Source organism: Nocardia sp. NBC_01388 (assembly GCF_045040085.1).
In the GTDB taxonomy this organism is placed as follows: domain Bacteria; phylum Actinomycetota; class Actinomycetes; order Mycobacteriales; family Mycobacteriaceae; genus Nocardia.
This window is the reverse complement of sequence record NZ_CP109553.1, coordinates 4641782-4660183: the sequence shown is the minus strand read 5'-3', so window position 1 is coordinate 4660183 and position 18402 is coordinate 4641782. Positions and strand designations below refer to the sequence as shown.

General features: G+C 67.3%; 19 protein-coding genes. 8 read left to right on the top strand and 11 right to left on the bottom strand.

The features are described from left to right. Positions 1 to 25: 25 nt before the first annotated feature. Positions 26 to 343, bottom strand: coding sequence for an AzlD domain-containing protein (locus tag OG716_RS22955; protein ID WP_327144394.1), 318 nt, complete (start codon positions 341 to 343; stop codon positions 26 to 28). Continuing rightward, complete coding sequence (locus OG716_RS22950) at positions 344 to 1051, bottom strand: AzlC family ABC transporter permease (RefSeq protein ID WP_355123175.1); 708 nt, start codon at positions 1049 to 1051, stop codon at positions 344 to 346. A gap of 75 nt (positions 1052 to 1126) precedes the next feature. Here OG716_RS22950 and OG716_RS22945 point away from each other — a divergent pair, with 75 nt between their 5' ends. Beyond that, positions 1127 to 1699, top strand: coding sequence for an XRE family transcriptional regulator (locus OG716_RS22945; protein ID WP_327144396.1), 573 nt, complete (start codon positions 1127 to 1129; stop codon positions 1697 to 1699). Positions 1700 to 1735: 36 nt separating this feature from the next. Here OG716_RS22945 and OG716_RS22940 read toward each other — a convergent pair whose 3' ends face one another. Continuing rightward, positions 1736 to 2098, bottom strand: a complete 363-nt coding sequence (locus tag OG716_RS22940; protein ID WP_405132823.1) for a hypothetical protein — start codon at positions 2096 to 2098, stop codon at positions 1736 to 1738. 61 nt (positions 2099 to 2159) lie between these two features. On the opposite strand from OG716_RS22940, the gene OG716_RS22935 reads away from it, so the two are divergent. Beyond that, a complete protein-coding gene (locus tag OG716_RS22935; RefSeq protein WP_405132822.1) occupies positions 2160 to 2615 on the top strand; it encodes a MarR family winged helix-turn-helix transcriptional regulator in 456 nt (151 codons plus the stop codon). Between the two features lie 21 nt (positions 2616 to 2636). Here OG716_RS22935 and OG716_RS22930 read toward each other — a convergent pair whose 3' ends face one another. Beyond that, positions 2637 to 3326 (bottom strand): HNH endonuclease, encoded by a 690-nt coding sequence (locus OG716_RS22930; protein WP_405132821.1) that lies wholly within the window; start codon positions 3324 to 3326, stop codon positions 2637 to 2639. A 303-nt stretch (positions 3327 to 3629) separates the two neighbouring features. On the opposite strand from OG716_RS22930, the gene OG716_RS22925 reads away from it, so the two are divergent. From OG716_RS22925 to OG716_RS22905, 5 genes are all read left to right on the top strand, one after another. Next, positions 3630 to 4034 carry a globin gene (locus OG716_RS22925; RefSeq protein ID WP_405132820.1) on the top strand — a complete coding sequence of 135 codons (405 nt, stop codon included), beginning with the start codon at positions 3630 to 3632 and terminating at the stop codon, positions 4032 to 4034. Positions 4035 to 4200: 166 nt separating this feature from the next. After that, a complete protein-coding gene (locus tag OG716_RS22920) occupies positions 4201 to 5811 on the top strand; it encodes a glycoside hydrolase family 13 protein (RefSeq protein ID WP_405139849.1) in 1611 nt (536 codons plus the stop codon). A gap of 74 nt (positions 5812 to 5885) precedes the next feature. After that, the gene (locus tag OG716_RS22915) at positions 5886 to 6164 is read left to right on the top strand and encodes a hypothetical protein (RefSeq protein WP_405132819.1); all 279 of its coding nucleotides are present in this window, start codon (positions 5886 to 5888) and stop codon (positions 6162 to 6164) included. Continuing rightward, positions 6151 to 6618, top strand: coding sequence for a DUF5130 domain-containing protein (locus OG716_RS22910; RefSeq protein ID WP_355123180.1), 468 nt, complete (start codon positions 6151 to 6153; stop codon positions 6616 to 6618). Before OG716_RS22915 ends, OG716_RS22910 begins: the two co-directional genes overlap by 14 nt. A gap of 89 nt (positions 6619 to 6707) precedes the next feature. Next, on the top strand, positions 6708 to 7154 hold the full coding sequence (locus OG716_RS22905; RefSeq protein WP_405132818.1) for a helix-turn-helix domain-containing protein: 447 nt from the start codon (positions 6708 to 6710) through the stop codon (positions 7152 to 7154). Between the two features lie 239 nt (positions 7155 to 7393). Here OG716_RS22905 and OG716_RS22900 read toward each other — a convergent pair whose 3' ends face one another. From OG716_RS22900 to pepN, 3 genes are all read right to left on the bottom strand, one after another. Beyond that, a complete protein-coding gene (locus OG716_RS22900) occupies positions 7394 to 7984 on the bottom strand; it encodes a ClpP family protease (protein ID WP_405132817.1) in 591 nt (196 codons plus the stop codon). Next, entirely contained in the window at positions 7981 to 8586 is a 606-nt protein-coding gene (locus OG716_RS22895) for an ATP-dependent Clp protease proteolytic subunit (RefSeq protein ID WP_327144403.1), read from the bottom strand. The genes OG716_RS22900 and OG716_RS22895 overlap by 4 nt, the downstream gene beginning before the upstream one ends. A gap of 329 nt (positions 8587 to 8915) precedes the next feature. Continuing rightward, a complete protein-coding gene (pepN, locus tag OG716_RS22890) occupies positions 8916 to 11507 on the bottom strand; it encodes an aminopeptidase N (RefSeq protein ID WP_405132816.1) in 2592 nt (863 codons plus the stop codon). Positions 11508 to 11777: 270 nt separating this feature from the next. Between pepN and OG716_RS22885 the strand changes: the two genes are divergently transcribed. Continuing rightward, positions 11778 to 12614: a phosphoribosylaminoimidazolesuccinocarboxamide synthase gene (locus tag OG716_RS22885; RefSeq protein WP_405132815.1), complete on the top strand. Its 837-nt coding sequence runs from the start codon at positions 11778 to 11780 to the stop codon at positions 12612 to 12614. Positions 12615 to 12788: 174 nt separating this feature from the next. Here OG716_RS22885 and OG716_RS22880 read toward each other — a convergent pair whose 3' ends face one another. The 4 genes from OG716_RS22880 to OG716_RS22865 all read right to left on the bottom strand — a co-directional run bounded on the left by OG716_RS22880 (position 12789) and on the right by OG716_RS22865 (position 18247). Continuing rightward, positions 12789 to 15050 carry a molybdopterin-dependent oxidoreductase gene (locus OG716_RS22880; RefSeq protein ID WP_405132814.1) on the bottom strand — a complete coding sequence of 754 codons (2262 nt, stop codon included), beginning with the start codon at positions 15048 to 15050 and terminating at the stop codon, positions 12789 to 12791. A 171-nt stretch (positions 15051 to 15221) separates the two neighbouring features. Further along, on the bottom strand, positions 15222 to 16490 hold the full coding sequence (locus OG716_RS22875; RefSeq protein WP_405132813.1) for an RNA polymerase sigma factor: 1269 nt from the start codon (positions 16488 to 16490) through the stop codon (positions 15222 to 15224). Positions 16491 to 16519: 29 nt separating this feature from the next. Continuing rightward, positions 16520 to 16921 (bottom strand): YciI family protein, encoded by a 402-nt coding sequence (locus OG716_RS22870; protein ID WP_405132812.1) that lies wholly within the window; start codon positions 16919 to 16921, stop codon positions 16520 to 16522. Between the two features lie 105 nt (positions 16922 to 17026). Continuing rightward, entirely contained in the window at positions 17027 to 18247 is a 1221-nt protein-coding gene (locus OG716_RS22865; RefSeq protein ID WP_405132811.1) for an NAD(P)/FAD-dependent oxidoreductase, read from the bottom strand. Between the last annotated feature and the right edge of the window lie 155 nt (positions 18248 to 18402).

Genomic DNA, 18402 nt, shown 5'->3' with positions numbered 1-18402 from the left:
GCTGTTGCGGGACCGAGCACTTCGCTCAGTGCACGCCGAGCATTCGCAATCCGGCGGTGACCACGGCGGCGGCGAGAATTACCAGCAATAGTGGCGCGCGCCGCCAGGCCAGCACCGCGGCGACGAGAACCCCTGCGGGGAGCGCGAATCCGATCTTGCCGCTGCCGGAGGGCATGAGCGTGGTGACGGCCAGTGCGGTCAGCAGCACAATGGAGGCGATCTCCAGCAGCTTGATCGTCCGCGGCGAAATCTGCACGCGTTTGCGCAGTGCGGGTCCCGCGAATCGGAATGCGAAGGTGCCCACGGCAAGTGCGCAGACACCGGCGAGGAGTGTGCTCGTCATCTACGCGGCCTCTACGGCATTCGCGGGGACGCTTTCGGCGGCACCGGCGCGCCGGACGACCAGCAGCACCGCGGTCAGCGCCAGCAGTACCGGCAGCCCGGCTCCGAGGAACGGCGTTGTCACCGCCGCGACGGCAGCACCGGCGAGAGCGGCTGTGCGGGTGAGGGGTTCGCGCAGGGCCGGGAGCACAAGCGTGACCAGCACCGCGGGGAAGACCGCATCCAGCCCGAAGGCGCTGGGATTCGGCACGACCGAGCCGAGCGCCGCACCCACCGCCGCTCCCACCGGCCACGCCGTCAGTACGGCGAGGCCGCACAGCCAATAGGCGGCCCGGCGGCGCGGACGGTCGGGCTGGGCCAGCGCCATGGCAACGGATTCATCGTTCATGACATGCGTGCCGAGCAGCCGCCGCCACCCGGTGCCGACCACATCGGGTACGGAGAGCCCGTAGGGGAGGTGCCGCGCATTGACCAGCAGCCCGGCCAGCACCGCGGCGACCAGACTGCCGCCCGCGGTCAGAATGCCGATGAAGACGAACTCCGAGCCGCCCGCGACCACGGCCACACTGAGCAGAATGGGTAGCCAGGTCGGAAATCCGGAGGTGACGGTGGTGGCGCCGTAGGAGACGCCGATCATGGCGACTGCCAGGCAGATCGCCGCAATACCGGTGAGAGCACCCCGATCCAGTGTTCGCCATATCGAACGCATGTTGTCTATATTGAACGCATGTCGCCCGGTTAGTCAAAGGGGTGGCGGTCCCGCCGGGTACTGTGTGAATCCGATATGACCGTGTCCGACAGCTCCTCGTCCGCATCCCCGCAGGAGGCGATAGCCGCCGCCCTGCGCCGTGAACGCGCCCGCTCCGGGCTCTCGCTCACCGAGGTCGCGCGCCGCGCCGGGATCGCGAAATCCACACTGTCGCAACTAGAGTCGGGCGCGGGCAATCCGAGCATCGAAACCCTGTGGGCGCTGTGCACCGCGCTCGACATTCCGTTCTCGCGACTGCTCGATCCGCCGCGCCCGGCGGTGCAGGTGATCCGGGCGGGTGAAGGCGCGCAGCTCGCCTCCTCGCAATCGGAGTACCGGACCACGCTGCTGGCTGCATCCCCGCCCACGGCTCGGCGGGATATCTACCGCATTACCGCCGAACCCGGCCATCCGCGCGACTCCGATCCGCACAGTCGCGGCGTGGTCGAGCACATTGTGCTGGGCGCCGGCCTCGCCAAGGCCGGTCCCGCCGATGCTCCCGTGGAATTGCAGCCCGGCGACTACATCTGCTACCCCGGTGATATGCCCCACGTTTTCGAGGCGCTGGTTCCCGGCACGTGGGCGCTGCTCGTCAGTGAGTACAGCTGACCCTGGCGCTCGAATCCTCTTGATTCCCAGCCGCTTTCACTGACCCGCTACCCACCAGGCGGAGTAGAGGTGCACGGCGGCGAGGACGGCGCAGGTGGCCGCCATCGGCCAGTTCCGGCGGCTCGCCCCGATGGCTCCGTCGCCGATCTGGGCCAGCCCCGCCACCGCCAGGATCGGGGCCAGTTCACTGCGCGTGCCCATGGCCAGCAGTGCCAGCGTGATCAGGCTCAAGGGCACCGCGCGAGCGCCGTACGCATATGCGAAGAACATCGTGCCGGGTGTTGCCGGCCCGCCGCCCGGTACGGCGAGTGTTGGTCGGAGCATGCCCACCACGCTGGACACTCCCGAAATCAGGGCGACGGCGGCATTGGCGAGGGCGATGGCGACGTAGGCGTCCATTTAATTCTCTCTCTAAATCGTTCACGGTCTGAATTATTTTGAGGCAAGTATCATCGGACCCGTGAACGATGTCAAGAAGTCGAGCGGGCTCCCCGGAACGGTCGCATTTCGACTCGGCACGCTCGGCTCGGCGGTCACCGACCGGTTCGCCGCGCGGATCGAGTCCTACGACCTCAAGCCCAAACACGCCGGGGTGCTGACCGCGCTCAGCATCGGACAGGCCGCGTCACAGCAGGAATTGGCGGCCCTGCTCGGCGTCGCGCCCAGCCTGGTGGTGGCCTTGGCCGATCATCTGGAGCGGCTCGGAGCCATCGAGCGGGTGCGTGATCCCGCGGACCGGCGCAGGCAGGTGCTCACCCTGACCGATCACGGCCGGGAGTTGCTGCGCAAATGTGAAAGGGCCGCACGGGATCTCGACGGGGAGCTCACCGCGGGGCTGACGGCAGCCGAACGCGCCGCATTCCAGCGTGCGCTCGGGGTGCTTGCCGCCGAGGCCGGTCTGCCGAACGGAGAATGACGCGAGGGGCGCCGGGCGGGGCTAGGCCGCACCCTCGCCGAGGTACTGCAGCCAGGTGGGATCCAATTCCGAACTGGCAGTGAGCAATCGCCAGTGCGGGCCCTTGGGCGATACCAGCTGATGGTGCAGGGTCCAGCCCAGCTCGCTGAGCATCTTGTCTGCCTTGCGGTGATTGCACGGCGCACAGGAGGCGACGCAATTTTCCCAGGTGTGCGGGCCACCACGACTGCGCGGAATCACATGGTCGATGGTTTCGGCCTTGCCGCCGCAGTAGGCGCAGCGATATCGATCGCGATGCATGAGCGCGGCGCGGGTCATGGGCACGCGGGCGCGATAGGGGACGTGCACGTAATTACGTAGTCGAATCACCGAGGGGAGTGCGACCGAGGTGCCGGCGGAGTGCACAACCGGGCCTTCGGGATTGTCGTGCACGGTCTGGGCTTTGTCACAGATCAGGAGCACGACCGCGCGGCGCGCGGAGAGCGCGGTGAGGGGTTCGTAAGTGGCGTTCAGTAGCAGAACGCGGCTCTTCGACCAGCTCATGCCGGGCGGGGCTTCGGGCGGCTGATGCGTGTGGTCAGCATGGGCGCCCGAGTGGTAGTCGGACAAGATGTGCAGCGGAGTAGCCCCCGACCCACGATTGTGGACGTCGGCGGGCTGGAGTTGTCGATGAGTGCGCGCCTCGTGCCGGGCGCTGTGCCGCTGCTTCATGGGCCTACCCCGCGTTCATGTTCGTCCGATGGTGTGGTATCTCGGCAGACTGCCACCCAGTTGACCATGGAATCGCGCACATTGCACGGTGATTTCGCACATTGTCGGGCACAAACGGATGAACGATGCGTGACGGTATGAAACGCCCACCGGAACGACCCTCGAGCACCGCACGCCAGGGGTTCGCGGCCGTCTCGGTCTGGACTGACGGAGTGGGGGAGCGAAGCGGAGGAACGGAGGAGGGAAGACCGAGACTTCGGGGCCGCGAACCAGCCGGAGCGAAGCGGAGGCAAGATAGACACCGTGACTTCGGGCGAGCAAACGACAACATCTTTTTACGACGCCGTGGGCGGGGCCGAGACCTTCCAGCGGCTGGTTGCTGCGTTTTATCGCGAGGTGGCGGCGGACGAGGTGCTGCGCCCGCTCTACCCCGAAGCGGACCTGGGTCCGGCCGAGCGGCGGCTGCGTATGTTCCTCGAGCAGTACTGGGGCGGCCCGCGCACCTACGGCGAGGAGCGCGGCCATCCGCGGCTGCGCATGCGGCACCATCCGTTCACCATCGGCCCGATCGAGCGGGACGCCTGGCTGCGCGCCATGCACATCGCGGTGGCCGAAATCGAGCCCGCCGTCCTCGATGACCAGCACCGCAGGCAGCTGCTCGACTATCTGGAGATGGCCGCCAATTCGCTCATGAACTCGCCCATCTGAATTCGTTTCGCAGAAGCTGTAGGCCCCCAGAGCCTTTCCGGTCCGACCAATCGCCCGCTGATCATTTGCTGAATCTGGACAAGTGTCGCCGTCGGGCATACCGACAGCGTCATGCTTTGGCACCATTACGGCTGTGACCGACAACTCCGCCGCCCTGCCCGGCGCTGTGCAACCTGCCGTGCCAGGCCCCGCGCCCCTCCCGGCGCCGTGGTGGCGATCCGCTGTGTTCTATCAGGTCTACCCCCGATCCTTCGCGGACTCCGACGGCGACGGCATCGGTGACCTGCCCGGATTGCGGGAAAAGCTCGGATATCTGGAATTGCTGGGGGTGGATGCGCTGTGGATTTGCCCGGTCATGCGCTCGCCCATGGCGGACGGCGGCTACGACGTGGCCGACCCGCGCGATATCGATCCGCTCTTCGGCGGCCTGCGGACCATGGACGAGCTGATCGACGAGGCGCACCACCGGCATATACGGGTCACGATGGATTTGGTGCCCAATCACACCAGCGATCAGCATGCGTGGTTCGTGGCCGCGCTGGCCGCCGGGCCGGGCAGTCCGGAGCGCGACCGGTATTACTTCCGCGACGGCCGGGGCGCGGATGGCAGTGCGCCGCCGAACAATTGGCCCAGTATCTTCGGCGGCCCGGCCTGGACCCGCATCACCGAGGCCGACGGCAGACCCGGGCAGTGGTATCTGCATATTTTCGCCCCGGAACAGCCGGATTTGAACTGGGAGAACCCGGATGTGCCCGCCGATTTCGAGCAGACCATGCGTTTCTGGCTGCGCCGCGGTATCGACGGATTCCGTATCGATGTCGCGCACGGTATGGCCAAACCCGCTGGTCTACCGGATATGGAAGTACCGCAGCGCCCTGTCGACGATACCCATCTGGTGGTGCACGACGACAATGATCCGCGCTTCAACAACCCGGCCGTGCACGAAATCCACAGGCGCCTGCGCACTGTCATGGACGAGTTTCCGATCGCGGTATCCATCGGCGAGGTGTGGGTCGACGACAACACCAGATTCGGCGACTATGTCCGCCCCGACGAGCTACATCTGGCGTTCAATTTCCGATTGGCCGAGACGCCTTTCCATCCCGGCAGAATCCGTGACGCCGTGGATAATTCGCTGCGCGCGGTCGCGGCGGTCGGCGCCAGTCCGACCTGGACACTGTCCAATCACGATATCGAGCGCGAGGTCACCCGCTACGGGGGCGGCGATATCGGGCAGGCGCGGGCGCGGGCCATGATCATGCTGGAGTTGGCGCTGCCGGGCGCCGTATTCATCTACAACGGCGCGGAATTGGGGCTGCCGAATATCGACGATCTGCCCGAGGCGGCGCTGCAGGATCCGACCTGGGAGCGTTCCGGGCATACCGAGCGGGGCCGGGACGGCTGCCGGGTGCCGCTGCCGTGGGAGGGCGAGCAGCCACCGTTCGGCTTCACCACGGGGCGTCCGTGGTTGCCCATGCCGGCGTGGTGGGCGACGGCGACGGTGGAGAAACAGCTGGAGAGATTGGACTCCATGCTTTCGCTGTATCGGATGGCTATCGAATTGCGGTCGGTGCGGCCGGAATTCGGCGGACCAGGGCTGGAGTGGTACGGAAGTCCGCCCGGCTGCCTGGCTTTCCGGCGGGACGGCGGGTTGTTGTGCGTGCTCAACGCGACCGATGCGCCGATAACTCTGCCCGCGGGTGAGGTGCTGCTGACGAGCACTCCGATTACCGCTGGAAAACTTCCGGCGAACTCCGCGGCATGGCTGATTCAGTAAGGATTCCGACGACACGTGCGCGCGCACGGTTACCAGTCGGCATGGACGATCCGGGCATCCATTAACGTTGAGCCGTGAGCATTCTCCAGACAGTGCTGATCTATGTCGGCATCCCGGTGGCGATCTATCTGGTGATCGCCGGATTGTCGTTCCTCGGCAGCCCGCTGCCCGGCAAGAAGCCGGACCACTACGAACTCGGTGCGAAGTGGACCCAGCCTCCGGTGCTGTGGAGCGCTACCGACGAGGTGACCGGTGCCAGGCACCACGATGCTGAGTCGGCGCATGGCAATCATGCTGCTATCGAATCCGCCGCGGCGGACCTGATCGGAGGCCGGGCAAGTGGCAAGTTCTAATTGGCCTGCGGTGAACGAGGCCGACCTACCCCACGGTTATGCCGTCACCACCAGCGGTCGCGTCTCCGGTGTGCACGAGGCCGGCGATGTGTTCAGCGAGGTGCCGTTCAGCGACCATGAGCGGCTGCTCATGGACAATGCGCTGACCGACGCCACCCGTGCCACCAAGGTGCGGTTCAACATCTACATCGGCGATCTGGGCGCGGATTCCGGCGCGGGAGCGGACGCCGTCTTCCCGGCGACGCCCGAGTCCACCCGTTCGGTGCTCATCGCCGTCGATCCGAACGCCAAGGCCATCGAGGTGCGTTCCGGCGCCGACGTTGCCGAGCGTGCGAACGATCGGGTCTGCCAGCTCGGTGCGACCGCCGCGCTGAGCTCCTTCCGCCAGGGCGAGCTCATCGACGGACTGGTGTCCGCGGTGCGCGTCATGGCCGCCGCCATCGGCCGCGTCTAAACACCCCACAGGCGCCGCGACGGTGCGCCGTTTTCCGCTCTGAGCAGAACGGTGCGCCGCGCGCGGGCCTGCCGCCTTACGCTCGGACCATGTCCGAGCAGCCGCGCCTTCATTCGATTCCCGGTGGACGTGCCGATCGCACCGATGCGCCACGGCCGCACCCGGTTCGCGAGCCGCTGGCCCGTCCCGGCTCCCGCACCGCGCCCTCGGCCGCTCGTGAGCCGCTGTGGCGCGAGGCGCTCGGCGCGCGATTGCGCACCCTGCGGCAGGACCAGGGCGAGAAGCTCACCGAAACCGCTGCCCGCGCGGGCATCTCACCCCAGTACCTCTCCGAGGTCGAGCGCGGCCGCAAGGAACCCTCCAGCGAGATGATCGCCGCCCTGGCCGGCGCTCTCGGCACCACCCTCGCCGACCTCACCGCCCAGGTGGCCGCGGCCCTGCACCGGCAGAGCCTCGCCCTCACCAGCTCGTCTCCCCGGCGCATGGCGGTCCCGGCCCCCCAGCGCATCACGGGCCCGGTCATGCTGGCCGCCTGACCTTTCCGTCAGTCCCCGGTTGCCGCGCACCCCGATGTCGGTGCCGGCCGCCCCTGCCATCCCGGCGCGCTTTGGCCAGGATCCATCGCGGTGGCGTAGATCCCGGCCGAAAACATGCCGGGATGACGAGAAGAACCTTGCCGGGACGAGATCGTCTGCCGTCTGGCTCTCCGGTAAATGGTGTGCGTCCGGCTCTGACTGGACAGCGTGTGCCGGGCGAACGACTGCTCAGCGATGAATCAGTCTCGGGGGTCGAGGATTCGGTCGATGAGGCCGTAGGCGAGGGCGGCCTGGGCGGTGAGGACGCGGTCGCGGTCGGTGTCGCGGCGGAGGTCCTCGAGGGGTTTGCCGGTGTGGTTGGAGAGGATTGCTTCGACTTCGGCGCGGAGGCGGACCACCTCGTCGGCCTGGAGAATCAGGTCGGGGATGGTGCCGCGGCCGCTGATCGCGGGCTGGTGCAGAACGACGCGGGCGTGCGGGAGCATGGTGCGGCGGCCTTTCGCGCCACCTGCCAGCAACACCGCGCCGACGGCGATCGCCTGGCCTACGCAGGTCGTCGCGACCGGGGACGAGATGTGCTGGATGGTGTCGTAGACCGCGAGCATGGAGGTGAGTTCGCCGCCCTCGCAATTGATGTAGAGGTTGATCTCCTGGCCCGGGCTGTCGGCGTCCAGATGCAGCAGCTGCGCGATGAGGGCATTGGCCACCCCGGAATCGATCGGGGTGCCGAGGTACACGATGCGCTCGGCCAGCAGATGCGAGTAGACGTCCATGATGCGTTCGCCGCGCGGATGCTGAGCGATGACATTCGGAATCGTGTAGCTGGTCATTGCGAGATCCCCACCCTGTGCCGTTGCGGAACGATCTGCCAGAAGGATTCGACGATCCCGTCGATGAACCCGTACTCCTGCGCCTGCGCTGCGGTGAACCACCTGTCGTGCAGCGAATCCTCGTAGACCTGGTCGAAGGGCTGTCCCGTGTCCTCGGCGATCAGCCCGAGCACGGTCTGCACGGTGTAGCGCAGATCATCGGCCTGCACCTCCACCTCGACCGCACTGCCGCCGATGCCCGCCGACCCCTGATGCATGAGAATCCGGGCGTGCGGCAGCGCGAACCGCCGCCCCGCGGTCCCGGACGAGAGCAGGAATTGCCCTGCGCTGCAAGCTAATCCGAGCGCCAGCGTCGACACCTCACAGGGCACCAGCCGCATCACATCGCGGATGGCCAGCATGGCGGGCACCGATCCGCCCGGTGAGTGAATCCACAGCGAGATCCCCGCCTCGGAATCCTCCGCCGCCAATTGCAGCATCTGCGTCATGAGCAGTGCCCCATTGTCATCATCGAGTGGCCCGTCCAGCACCAGAATCCGCCGGCTGAACAGCTGTTCCCTAGTGCGCCAGTTGAACATCGGCGCCTTGTCGTCTTGTGCCATGCCCCCACGGTGCCGCACTCCCATCCCAGTTTCCCCCGGCGCTGCCCACAGCGGATCTGCCCACAGCAGCGCGCCCCCGCACAGCCCATGTCCGTGCCGCACAACGCCTCTCAACGCTGTGCCGATATGACACGCGCTGTGCCGTCGGCGCGAATGCTGCGTCCGGCCCCTCGGCGCGCTGCGTCCGCGTGCAGGGGGTCGGCCGGAATGCAACAGCCCGTGTCCTGTCCGCGCAACCCCTGTGAGGGCTGTTCGGATGGGACACGGGCTTGTTCTGTTCGACCGAAGGCCGCAGCCCTGCCGTGACGGGTGGAGGGGCTGCGGGTGGGTTACTGCTTGTCGAAGGCGCGGGCGCGGAGGGAGCGTTCGATGCCGGCCTTGCCTTCGACCACGAGGCGGCGCAGGGCCGGCGGGTGGTCGTCGGCGAGGAACTTGTCGGCTACGGCTACTGCCTCTTCGGTGATGGACCAGTGCGGGTACAGGCCGACGACTACGGTCTGTGCGACCTCACTGGAGCGCCGCTCCCAGACCGAGGCGATTTCGGCGAAGTAGCGTTCGACGTACGGCGTGAGCAGGTGGGATTGGCCCACCGGCGCGAAGCCGGCGACGATGGCGCGGGCGGTGATATTGGGGACGGAGTCGTCTTCCATGACCGTTGCCCAGGCCTTGGCCTTGACCGGGATCTGCGGGCGCGCGGTGGCGGCGGCAGCGGCCTGGCGGCGGCCGGCGGCGGTCGGGTCGCGCTCCAATTCGGCGTCGATGACCGGGGTTTCGATGCCATCGGCATCGATATCGCCATTCGCGGCGAGGGACTGGATGAGCCGCCAGCGCAGGTCGGTGTCGACCTCCAGGCCGGGGAGCCCGGCGGCATCGGCATCACCGTCGAGGACCTGGCGCAGCGCCTCGATGTGGCGGACCGACAGGTGCGCGCCGGTGAGCGCGTTGGCGAATGCCAGCTGCTCATCGGAGCCGGGTGCGGCGGCCCGGGCCAGCTGCAGCAGGCGGTCGGCGAATTCGGGCCAGCCGGTGTCGGTGGCCCAGTTCGGGTCGGCGTAGGAGGACAGTGCGGTGTGCGCCTGCATGAGAAGGCGCTGCACCACACCGATTTCGGTCTCCGCGCCGACGCCGCGCTGCACCAGCGCCACGAAATCGCGGGCCCGCATCTCGGCCTGCCGGGTCATTTCCCATGCGGCCGACCAGGCCAGGGTGCGGGGGAGCGGTTCGGCGATATCGGCGATGCGGTCGAGCACGGTATCGAGGGATCCGGCATCCAGGCGCACCGAGCAGTAGGTGAGGTCGTCATCGTTGACCAGCACCAGTTTGCCCTGTGCGACGCCGACCAGCCCGGGCACCTCGGTGCGCTCGGTCGGGTTCACATCCAGCTCGATGCGCTTGGTGCGCACCAGCTTTCCGTCCTGATCGTCGTAGACGCCGATGGCCAGGCGATGCGTCCGACGCTCACCCGCGCCCGGCGCCGCGCCGTCCTGAATGACGGTGAAGGAGCTGTACTTGCCCTCGGCATCCACCTCGAACTCCGGGCGCAGGATGTTCAGGCCGGTGGTCTTGAGCCACTGCGCACCCCAGTCGGACAGATCGCGACCGGATGCCTTCTCCAGCGCGCCGACCAGATCGTCGAAAGTGGCGTTGCCGTAGGCGTGCTGGGTGAAGTAGTCGCGCAGACCCGCCAGGAACGGCTCCTGGCCGACATAGGCGACCAGCTGCTTGAGCACCGAAGCGCCCTTGGCATAGGTGATTCCGTCGAAGTTCACCTCGACCGCGTGCAGGTCCGGGATGTCGGCGGCGATCGGGTGGGTGGAGGGCAGCTGATCCTGCCGGTACGCCCAGGACTTCTCCACATTGGCGAAAGTGGTCCAGGCATTGGTGTATTCGGTCGCGCCGACCTGGCAGAGCACCGAGGCGAAGGTGGCGAACGATTCGTTCAACCACAGGTCGTCCCACCACTTCATGGTGACCAGGTCACCGAACCACATGTGCGCCATTTCGTGCAGCACCGTCTCGCAGCGGCGCTCGTACGAGGCGCGAGTCACCTTGGAGCGGAAGACATAATCCTCGAGGAAGGTGACTGCGCCCGCGTTTTCCATTGCGCCCGCATTGAATTCGGGGACGAACAGCTGGTCGTACTTGCCGAAGGCGTACGGCACACCGAAATTGGTGTGATAGAAGCCGAAACCCTGCTTGGTCTCGGTGAAAAGCCGTTCGTGGTCCATGTATTCGGCCAGCGACGCGCGGCAGTACAGCCCCAGCGGGATCTCGCCGTGCTCGTCGCTGAAGCTGTCGGTCCATTTGGCGTACGGCCCGGCGATGAGCGCCACCAGATAGGTGCTCATACGCGGCGTGGTGGCGAAGGTGTGCTCGACCACGGCGCCGACGGTGCGGGTCGCGATGCCCGCGCCATTGGAGATGACCTCCCAGTCCGACGGCGCGCTGACGATCATGTCGAAGGTCGCCTTGAGGTCCGGCTGGTCGAAGCAGGCGAACATGCGCTTGGCATCGGCGGTTTCGAACTGTGAGTACAGGTACACCTTGTTGTCGGTGGGATCGACGAACCGGTGCAGGCCCTCGCCGGTGTGCGAGTACTCGGCGTCGGCCTCGATGACCAGCTCATTGCGCGCGGCCAGGCCGGTGAGCGTCAGGCCCTTCGACTCGTCGTACGCGCTGACGTCGACGGGGGCGCCGTTCAGGACGGCAGAGCGGAGGCCCGCGCCCACGAAGTCGATGAAGGTCTGTCCGCCCGGTGTCGCCGTGAACGTCACCGTGGAACGTGAGAAGAAGCGATCACTCGTCGCGGCCTCGGCGCTGGTGGGTTGTCCGGTCAAATCCAATTCGACGCGGTAGTTCTCCACCTGGACCGTTGCTGCGCGTTCGATCGCCTGCTCGCGGGTGAGATTCGGTGCGGACAAGGGGGCTCCTTCGCTCTGAAGAGAACTGTGCGTTGCGGCGAACCGCGGTGCCGCGGGCCACGCTGCCCGCTGCCGTGCGCCCGTACCGGCGGGTCGAGCGGACCGACCAATTCTCCGCTCACCGCCGGGCTCGGGGCGCGACCTTGCCCAGAATGCCACGCCGGGCGATCGGATGGCGGCCACACCGGGCAGGGGTCTGCCAGGGTGCGAGGCGGCGAACCCCCGTCGGTAGGCTGTGCGGCGGCAGCAATCCCAGTATGAGGAGGACAGTTGAAGCACATCCACGCCGGTAAGGTGCGCGACCTGTACGAGGACGGCGATTCGCTGATCCTGGTCGCCTCGGACCGGGTGTCGGTCTTCGACGTGGTGCTGCCCACTCCGATTCCGGAAAAGGGGGCGATGCTCACCCAGCTGTCGAACTGGTGGTTCGACTTCTTCGGTGATGTCCCCAATCACATTCTCTCCACCACCGATGTGCCCGCCGAGTTCGCGGGTCGCGGGGTGCGCGTGAAGCCGCTGAAGATGCTGAAGGTCGAGTGCATCGCCCGCGGTTATCTGACCGGCGGTGGCCTGGCCGAGTACAAGCGCAGCGGCACGGTGTCCGGTATCGCGCTGCCGCCCGGCCTGCGGGACGGCGACAAGCTGCCCGAACCGCTCTTCACCCCCACCACCAAGGCCGATGAGGGCCACGACGAGCCGATCTCCTTCGCCGATGTGGTGAGCCAGGAGGGCCGCGAGGTCGCCGAGCAGCTGCGCGATCTGACCCTCGCGGTGTACTCCCGAGGCGCCGAGCACGCCGCCGGGCGCGGTGTCATCATTGCCGACACCAAGGTCGAATTCGGCTGGGACGGTGACGTTCTCACGCTCGGCGATGAGGTCCTCACCTCCGATTCCTCGCGCTTCTGGCCTGCCGACGACTACGAGCCCGGCCGTCCCCAGGCCTCCTTCGATAAGCAGTACGTCCGCGATTGGTCGGTCTCCACCGGCTGGAACAAGGAATATCCCGGCCCCGATGTCCCCGCCGACATCATCGACGTCACCCGCCAGAAGTACATGCAGGCTTACGAACTCATCACCGGCAACCCCTGGACCGGCATCTCCCTGTAGTCACACGCACCCCCGCGCACGGCATAGCAGCCGATTTCGTCGTGCGAGCGATGAACAAGTCGTGGCATCAGGCGGGGACGCGGGCAAGCGCATGCTGAGGATCGGTCTGGTCGGCGCCGAAGACCATGAGCCCCAATGCCTTTCGCACCTCGACCGTGGCGCCGGCCCCGCGTCTCATGCCGTCGCGGGCGGGCGGCTGACAGCCAGTTCCGGGACTTCGCCGCGATGGGCCTGGATCTCGACGAGAGTCAGCTGCCCGGTGCAACCCTGGCTCAAGGTCGACGAAGGGCGGTCCGCCGTCAGCACATTCGGATTGCCGTGGCGGCAGAAACTCGCATCGTCCGGGTCCGGGTCGTACCACGCGCCGGTGGACAACTGGGCCACACCCGGTCGTACCGCATCGTCGAGGATCAGACCGGCCAGACAGGAACCGCGATCATTGACGATCCGCACAATGTCACCAGCGCGCAGCCCGCGCGCGGCCGCGTCCTGCGGATGTAGCCGGACCGGTTCGCGCCCAGCGATTTTCGTGGACTGACTGTGTGCGCCGACATCGAGCTGGCTGTGCAGTTTCGAGCGCGGCTGGTTGGCGATCAATTGCAGCGGGAATCTTTGCGACGCAGGACCGCCCAGCCACTCCGCAGGTTCCAGCCAGACCGGATGGCCAGGACAGTCGGAATAGCCGAAACTGTCGATGGTTTCGGAGAAGATCTCTATGCGACCGGTCGGGGTGGTGAGCGGATGCTGTTCGGGATCGGCGCGGAAGTCGGCGAACAGCACCTGCTCGGCCGCCACCGGAAGTTCGATTCCCTCGCCCGCCCAGAAGGTGTCGAAGTCCGGCAGCCCCTCGGGTCGCCACTCGTCGTAGAGGTGGCGCAGCCACTCCTGGGCGGTGCGTCCCTCGGTGAATTCCTTTGCGAAACCCAGCTTTTCGGAGAGTTCGGCGAAGATCGCGTAATCGTCGCGGGCCTGGCCGTGCGGACGGGTCAGGGCGGGCATCGGCACGAACAGCGGATCGTTCTCGCCCGCGCCGAAATCGTCGCGTTCGATCGTCATGGTCGCCGGGAGCACGATATCGGCATGGCGGGTGGTGGCCGTCCAGAACGCGTCGTGCACGACAATCGTGTCGGGCCGGGCGAAGGCGGTGCGCAGCCGGGCCAGATCCTGGTGGTGATGGAACGGATTGCCGCCCGCCCAATACACCAGGCGGATATCGGGATACCGCAGGTGCAGGCCGTTGTATTCGTACGGCGTACCGGGTTCCAGCAGCATATCGGCGATGCGTGCGACTGGGATGAACGTCTCGATGCGATTGTGGCCCTGTGGAAAACGGGGAATCGACAACCCGCGGGCCGGCTCACCCACCATGCCCGCCGAGCCGTACCCGTGACCGAAACCGCCACCGGGTAGGCCGATCTGGCCGAGCATGGCTGCCAGCGCCAGGCCTGCCCATACCGGCTGTTCGCCGTGGTGTGCCCGCTGTAGCGACCAGCTCACGGTGACCAGGGTGCGTGCGCCTGCCATCTCGTGTGCGAGCGCGCGGATGCGCTCGGCCGGTATGCCGGTGATCTGTTCGGCCCACTGCGCATTCTTGACCACACCGTCGGTCCGGCCCCGCAGGTATTCCGCGAAGCGTTCGAATCCCACCGTGTACTTGTCCAGAAAGGGCTTGTCCGCCAACTCTTCCGCGTCGAGAATCTGAGCCAGCGCCAGCATCAGCGCCGCATCGGTGCCGGGCCGCGGCGCCAGCCATTCCGCATCCGCCTCGGCGGTGATGTCATCGCGCAGGGGTCCGACCGAGATGAAGCGGCACCCGCGGGCGTGAGCCGCCGAGACCCATCCGCGGCTGTGATGCCGCGATACTCCACCGGGTGTCACGGCGCTGTTCTTCGGGGACAGCCCGCCGAAGGCCACCACCAGTTCGGTGTGCTCGGCGATCACTGTCTTGGTGGTGGAATGACCGATCATCCAGTGCAATTCGCCGAGGATATGCGGCATCAGCACGTTCGAGGTGCCCATGCTGTAGCTGTTGACATGCCGGACGTAACCGCCCAGGCAATTGAGAAACCGGTGCACCTGACTCTGCGCATGATGGAACCGGCCGGCACTGGCCCAGCCGTACGAGCCGCCGTACACCGCCTCCGCGCCGTGCTCGTCATACACTCGCCGCAGCTCACCCGACAGCAACTCGAGCGCCGTCTCCCACGACACCGGCACAAACGGGTCGTCACCGCGCCCCGGCGCACCTGGACCATGGTCCAGCCAGCCCTTACGTACATGCGGTTGCGCGATCCGGGTCCGATGATGCTGCGCCGAAGCGACATTCTCGATCAGCGGCATCGGCTCCGGATCGCCACGCCACGGCCGCACCGCCGTGAGTCTCTCTCCGTCACTGACGGATTCGAATGTTCCCCAGTGCGTCAGATGCGTCGCCACACTTCCACCGTACCGAGCGCGCCTGCCGCCCGCCCCTGGTCAACTTGGGGCCGCCCGCCTGTCGGCGTCCCGCAGACGCGCCCGCGTCCTGCGAACCCGTCGGCGTGCCTGCCAGGCTTTTGGCCGGGATTCACACGGTCAGCAAGGGCTGAGGCTGGGCAGCCGAACAGATCAGGGCTTGCGGAGGCGAGCCGCGCGCAGTGTCAGGTACTCGCGTTCGGGGAGGCTGGTGGTGCGGCGCGCGGCGGCGGTATAGGCGGCGATGGCGGCGGGCCGGTCGCCTGCCATTTCGTGGAGGTGGCCGCGGACGGCTTCGAGGCGGTGCGAGCCCTTCAGGGTGTCGTCCAGAGTATCGGCGAGATCGAGGCCGGCCTGCGGACCGTGGACCATGGCGAGGGCGACGGCGCGGTTGAGGGTGACCATGGGATTGGGCGTGAGGCGTTCGAGTCGGCTGTACAGCAGGAGGATTCGATCCCACTCGGTGTCCTCGGCATGCCGGGCCTGGGCGTGCAGCGCCGCGATGGCCGCCTGGATCTGGTAGGGCCCGGTGAGTCCGGCGGGGAGCGTGGTGGTCACCAGCCGGATGCCCTCTAACATGGTGGCGCGCTGCCAGCGGCCGCGCTCCTGCTCGGCGAGCGGGATGAGTTCACCGCGCGGCCCGGACCGAGCCGCACGCCGCCCATCGGTGAGCAGTAGCAGCGCCAGCAGGCCGGTGACCTCGGAGTTCTCCGGCAGCAGTCGGTGCAGCGCGCGGGCCAGCCGGATCGCTTCCGCGGAAAGATCATTGCGGCGCAGCGCGGAGCCGGTGGTGCTGTGCCCCTCGGTGAAGATCAGGTACAGCACGTGCAGAACCGCCCCGACCCGATCCCGCCATTCCTCCGGATACCCGGATTCGTCCAGGGCCGCAGGGCTTTCGGCGCCGGGCAGGGTGAAGGGGCGATCCACGGCTGCCAGCCGCTTCTTGGCGCGCGAGATGCGTTGCGCCATAGTCGCTTCCGGCAGCAGGAAGGCGCGGGCGATCTCATCGGTGGTGAGCCCGCCGACCGCCCGCAGCGTCAGCGCGATCGCACTCGCGGGGGAGAGCACCGGATGGCAGCACAGGAAGAACAGTGTGAGCGTGTCGTCTCGATCCTCCAGTCCGTCGGACAGATCGACCGGCGTCGCGACTTCCCGCAGCGCGGTGGCGGTTTCGCGATTGCGCCGCGCCACCTCGGCCCGCACGGTGTCGACCAGTCGCCGCTGCGCCACCTGGATCAGCCAGCCGCGCGGATTCTCCGGCCGCCCCGCGACGGGCCACTGGGTCGCGGCCGCCAGCATGGCCTCCTGCAGCGCGTCCTCGGCGGTGTCGAAATCGCCGTAGCGCCGAGTCAGCACGCCGAGCACCTGCGGCGCGAGTTCGCGCAGCAGGTCCTCGATCTCGTACCGAGGTAGGTCGGTCATATGCGTCTCAGGTTCGTCGCCACGCGGCCCTATACGTCGCTGGCGGGTGCGGACATCACCGCGCGAACCTCGATGAATTCACCGATCGGCTTACCGCCGGGCCCGGGCGCGGCCGAGGCCTGCGCGGCGATCTCCAGCGCCCGCTCGGGGCTTTCGACATCGACGATCCAGTATCCGGCGAGGAATTCCTTGGTCTCCGGGAACGGCCCGTCGGTCACCACCGCGGCGCTCCTGCCGTCCGAGCTGACCAGCCGCGCCTCGTCCGGCCCGGCCAGTCCCTGGGCATCCACCAGCTCACCGGATGTGGCCAGCTCAGCGCCGAGTGCGCGCTGAAAGTCGATGTGCGCCTCGATCTCCTCGGGAGTCCACTCATTGATCGGGGTATCGCAGTAGGCGGCGGGGCTGTAGGTCTTCAGCAGCATGTACTTCATGGTCGGCTCCTCGATATCCGGTGCGCCGCGGTGGCGCGCTCGCGGATAGGTCGGAGCCTGACCCGCGATTTCGACACACTTCGGGATCTCAGGACGTGAGGGTCGTCACAGGGGTGTGCCGGTATCGGCCAGGCGGTCCGGATCGACGGCTTCCCCGCTCAGGATCAGCTCCTTGATCCGATCGGTCACATCCCACACATTCACATTCATTCCGGCGACCACCCGGTTTCCGGAGTCCAGCCAGAACGCCACGAACTCACGCTTGCCGAGGTCGCCGCGCACGACCACGCGGGCGTCCTGGTTCGCGCCGACGTATCCGGTGTACTCCATGCCGAGGTCGTACTGATCGGTGAAGAAGTACGGCAGCCGGTCGTATACGGCGGGCTTGTCGAGCATGGTCGCGGCCGCGACGGCCGGCTGATTGAGCGCATTCGCCCAGTGCTCCACGCGAATTCGCCGTCCGAGCAGCGGATGCTGCTGATCGGCGATATCGCCGACGGCGACAATATCCGGATCGCTGGTGGCCAGACTCTCGTCCACCAGTACGCCCTCGTCGGTGGCCAGACCGGCGTCGACGGCCAGGTCGATATTGGGTCGCGCGCCGACCGCGACCAGCACCGCATCGGCCTCGATGACGGTGTCATCGGCCAATCGCACGCCGGTCGCCCGCCCGTCCGCGGTGGTGATCTCGGCCACCTTGGTCTCGAGGCGCAGGTCGACGCCGTGTTCCCGGTGCAGGTCGGCGAAGACCGCACCGATCTGCGGGCCGAGCGCGGTCTGCAGCGGCACGGCCAGCGTCTCCAGGACGGTGACCTCCAGCCCGGCCGCGCGTGCCGCGGCGGTGACCTCCAGGCCGATCCATCCGGCTCCGATCACCACCAATCGCCGTGCGGTGCCGAACATTTCGAGCAGTGCCAGGGAATCCTCGGCGGTGCGCAGGGTGTAGACCCCTGCGGCATCGGCGCCCGGAATCGGCAGGCGGCGGGGCCGAGATCCGGTGGCCAGCGCCAATTTGTCATAGGGCAGCGTTGTACCGTCCGGCAGCGCAATGGTTTTGGTGGTGCGGTCCAGCGCGGTCACCGTGGTGCCGAGCAGCACCTCGATATGGTGGTCGCGGTACCACTGTGCGGGATCGACAGTGCAGTCTTCCGGCGTCTTCTTGCCCAGCAGACACTCTTTCGACAGGGGTGGCCGCTCGTACGGCAGCCGCTCCTCCGCGCTCACGAGGGTGACAGTTCCCTCGAAATCATTGGCGCGCAGCGCTTCCGCGAGCTTGGCGGCTGCCAGCCCACCACCTGCGATGACGAACCTGGAACCCGTGGTCATAACCATGACCTCCCTGCGCCGCACATCCGCGGCTGCCGACGACGAGGCTGATAACCGACCCTAACGCGCGGCCGGGCGCCTAGGCGGAAATAACGGCAACAAGGTGCATTGTTGCCCAGGGGAGGGCCGCTTCCGGCCGACGATTGCGAAAGGGA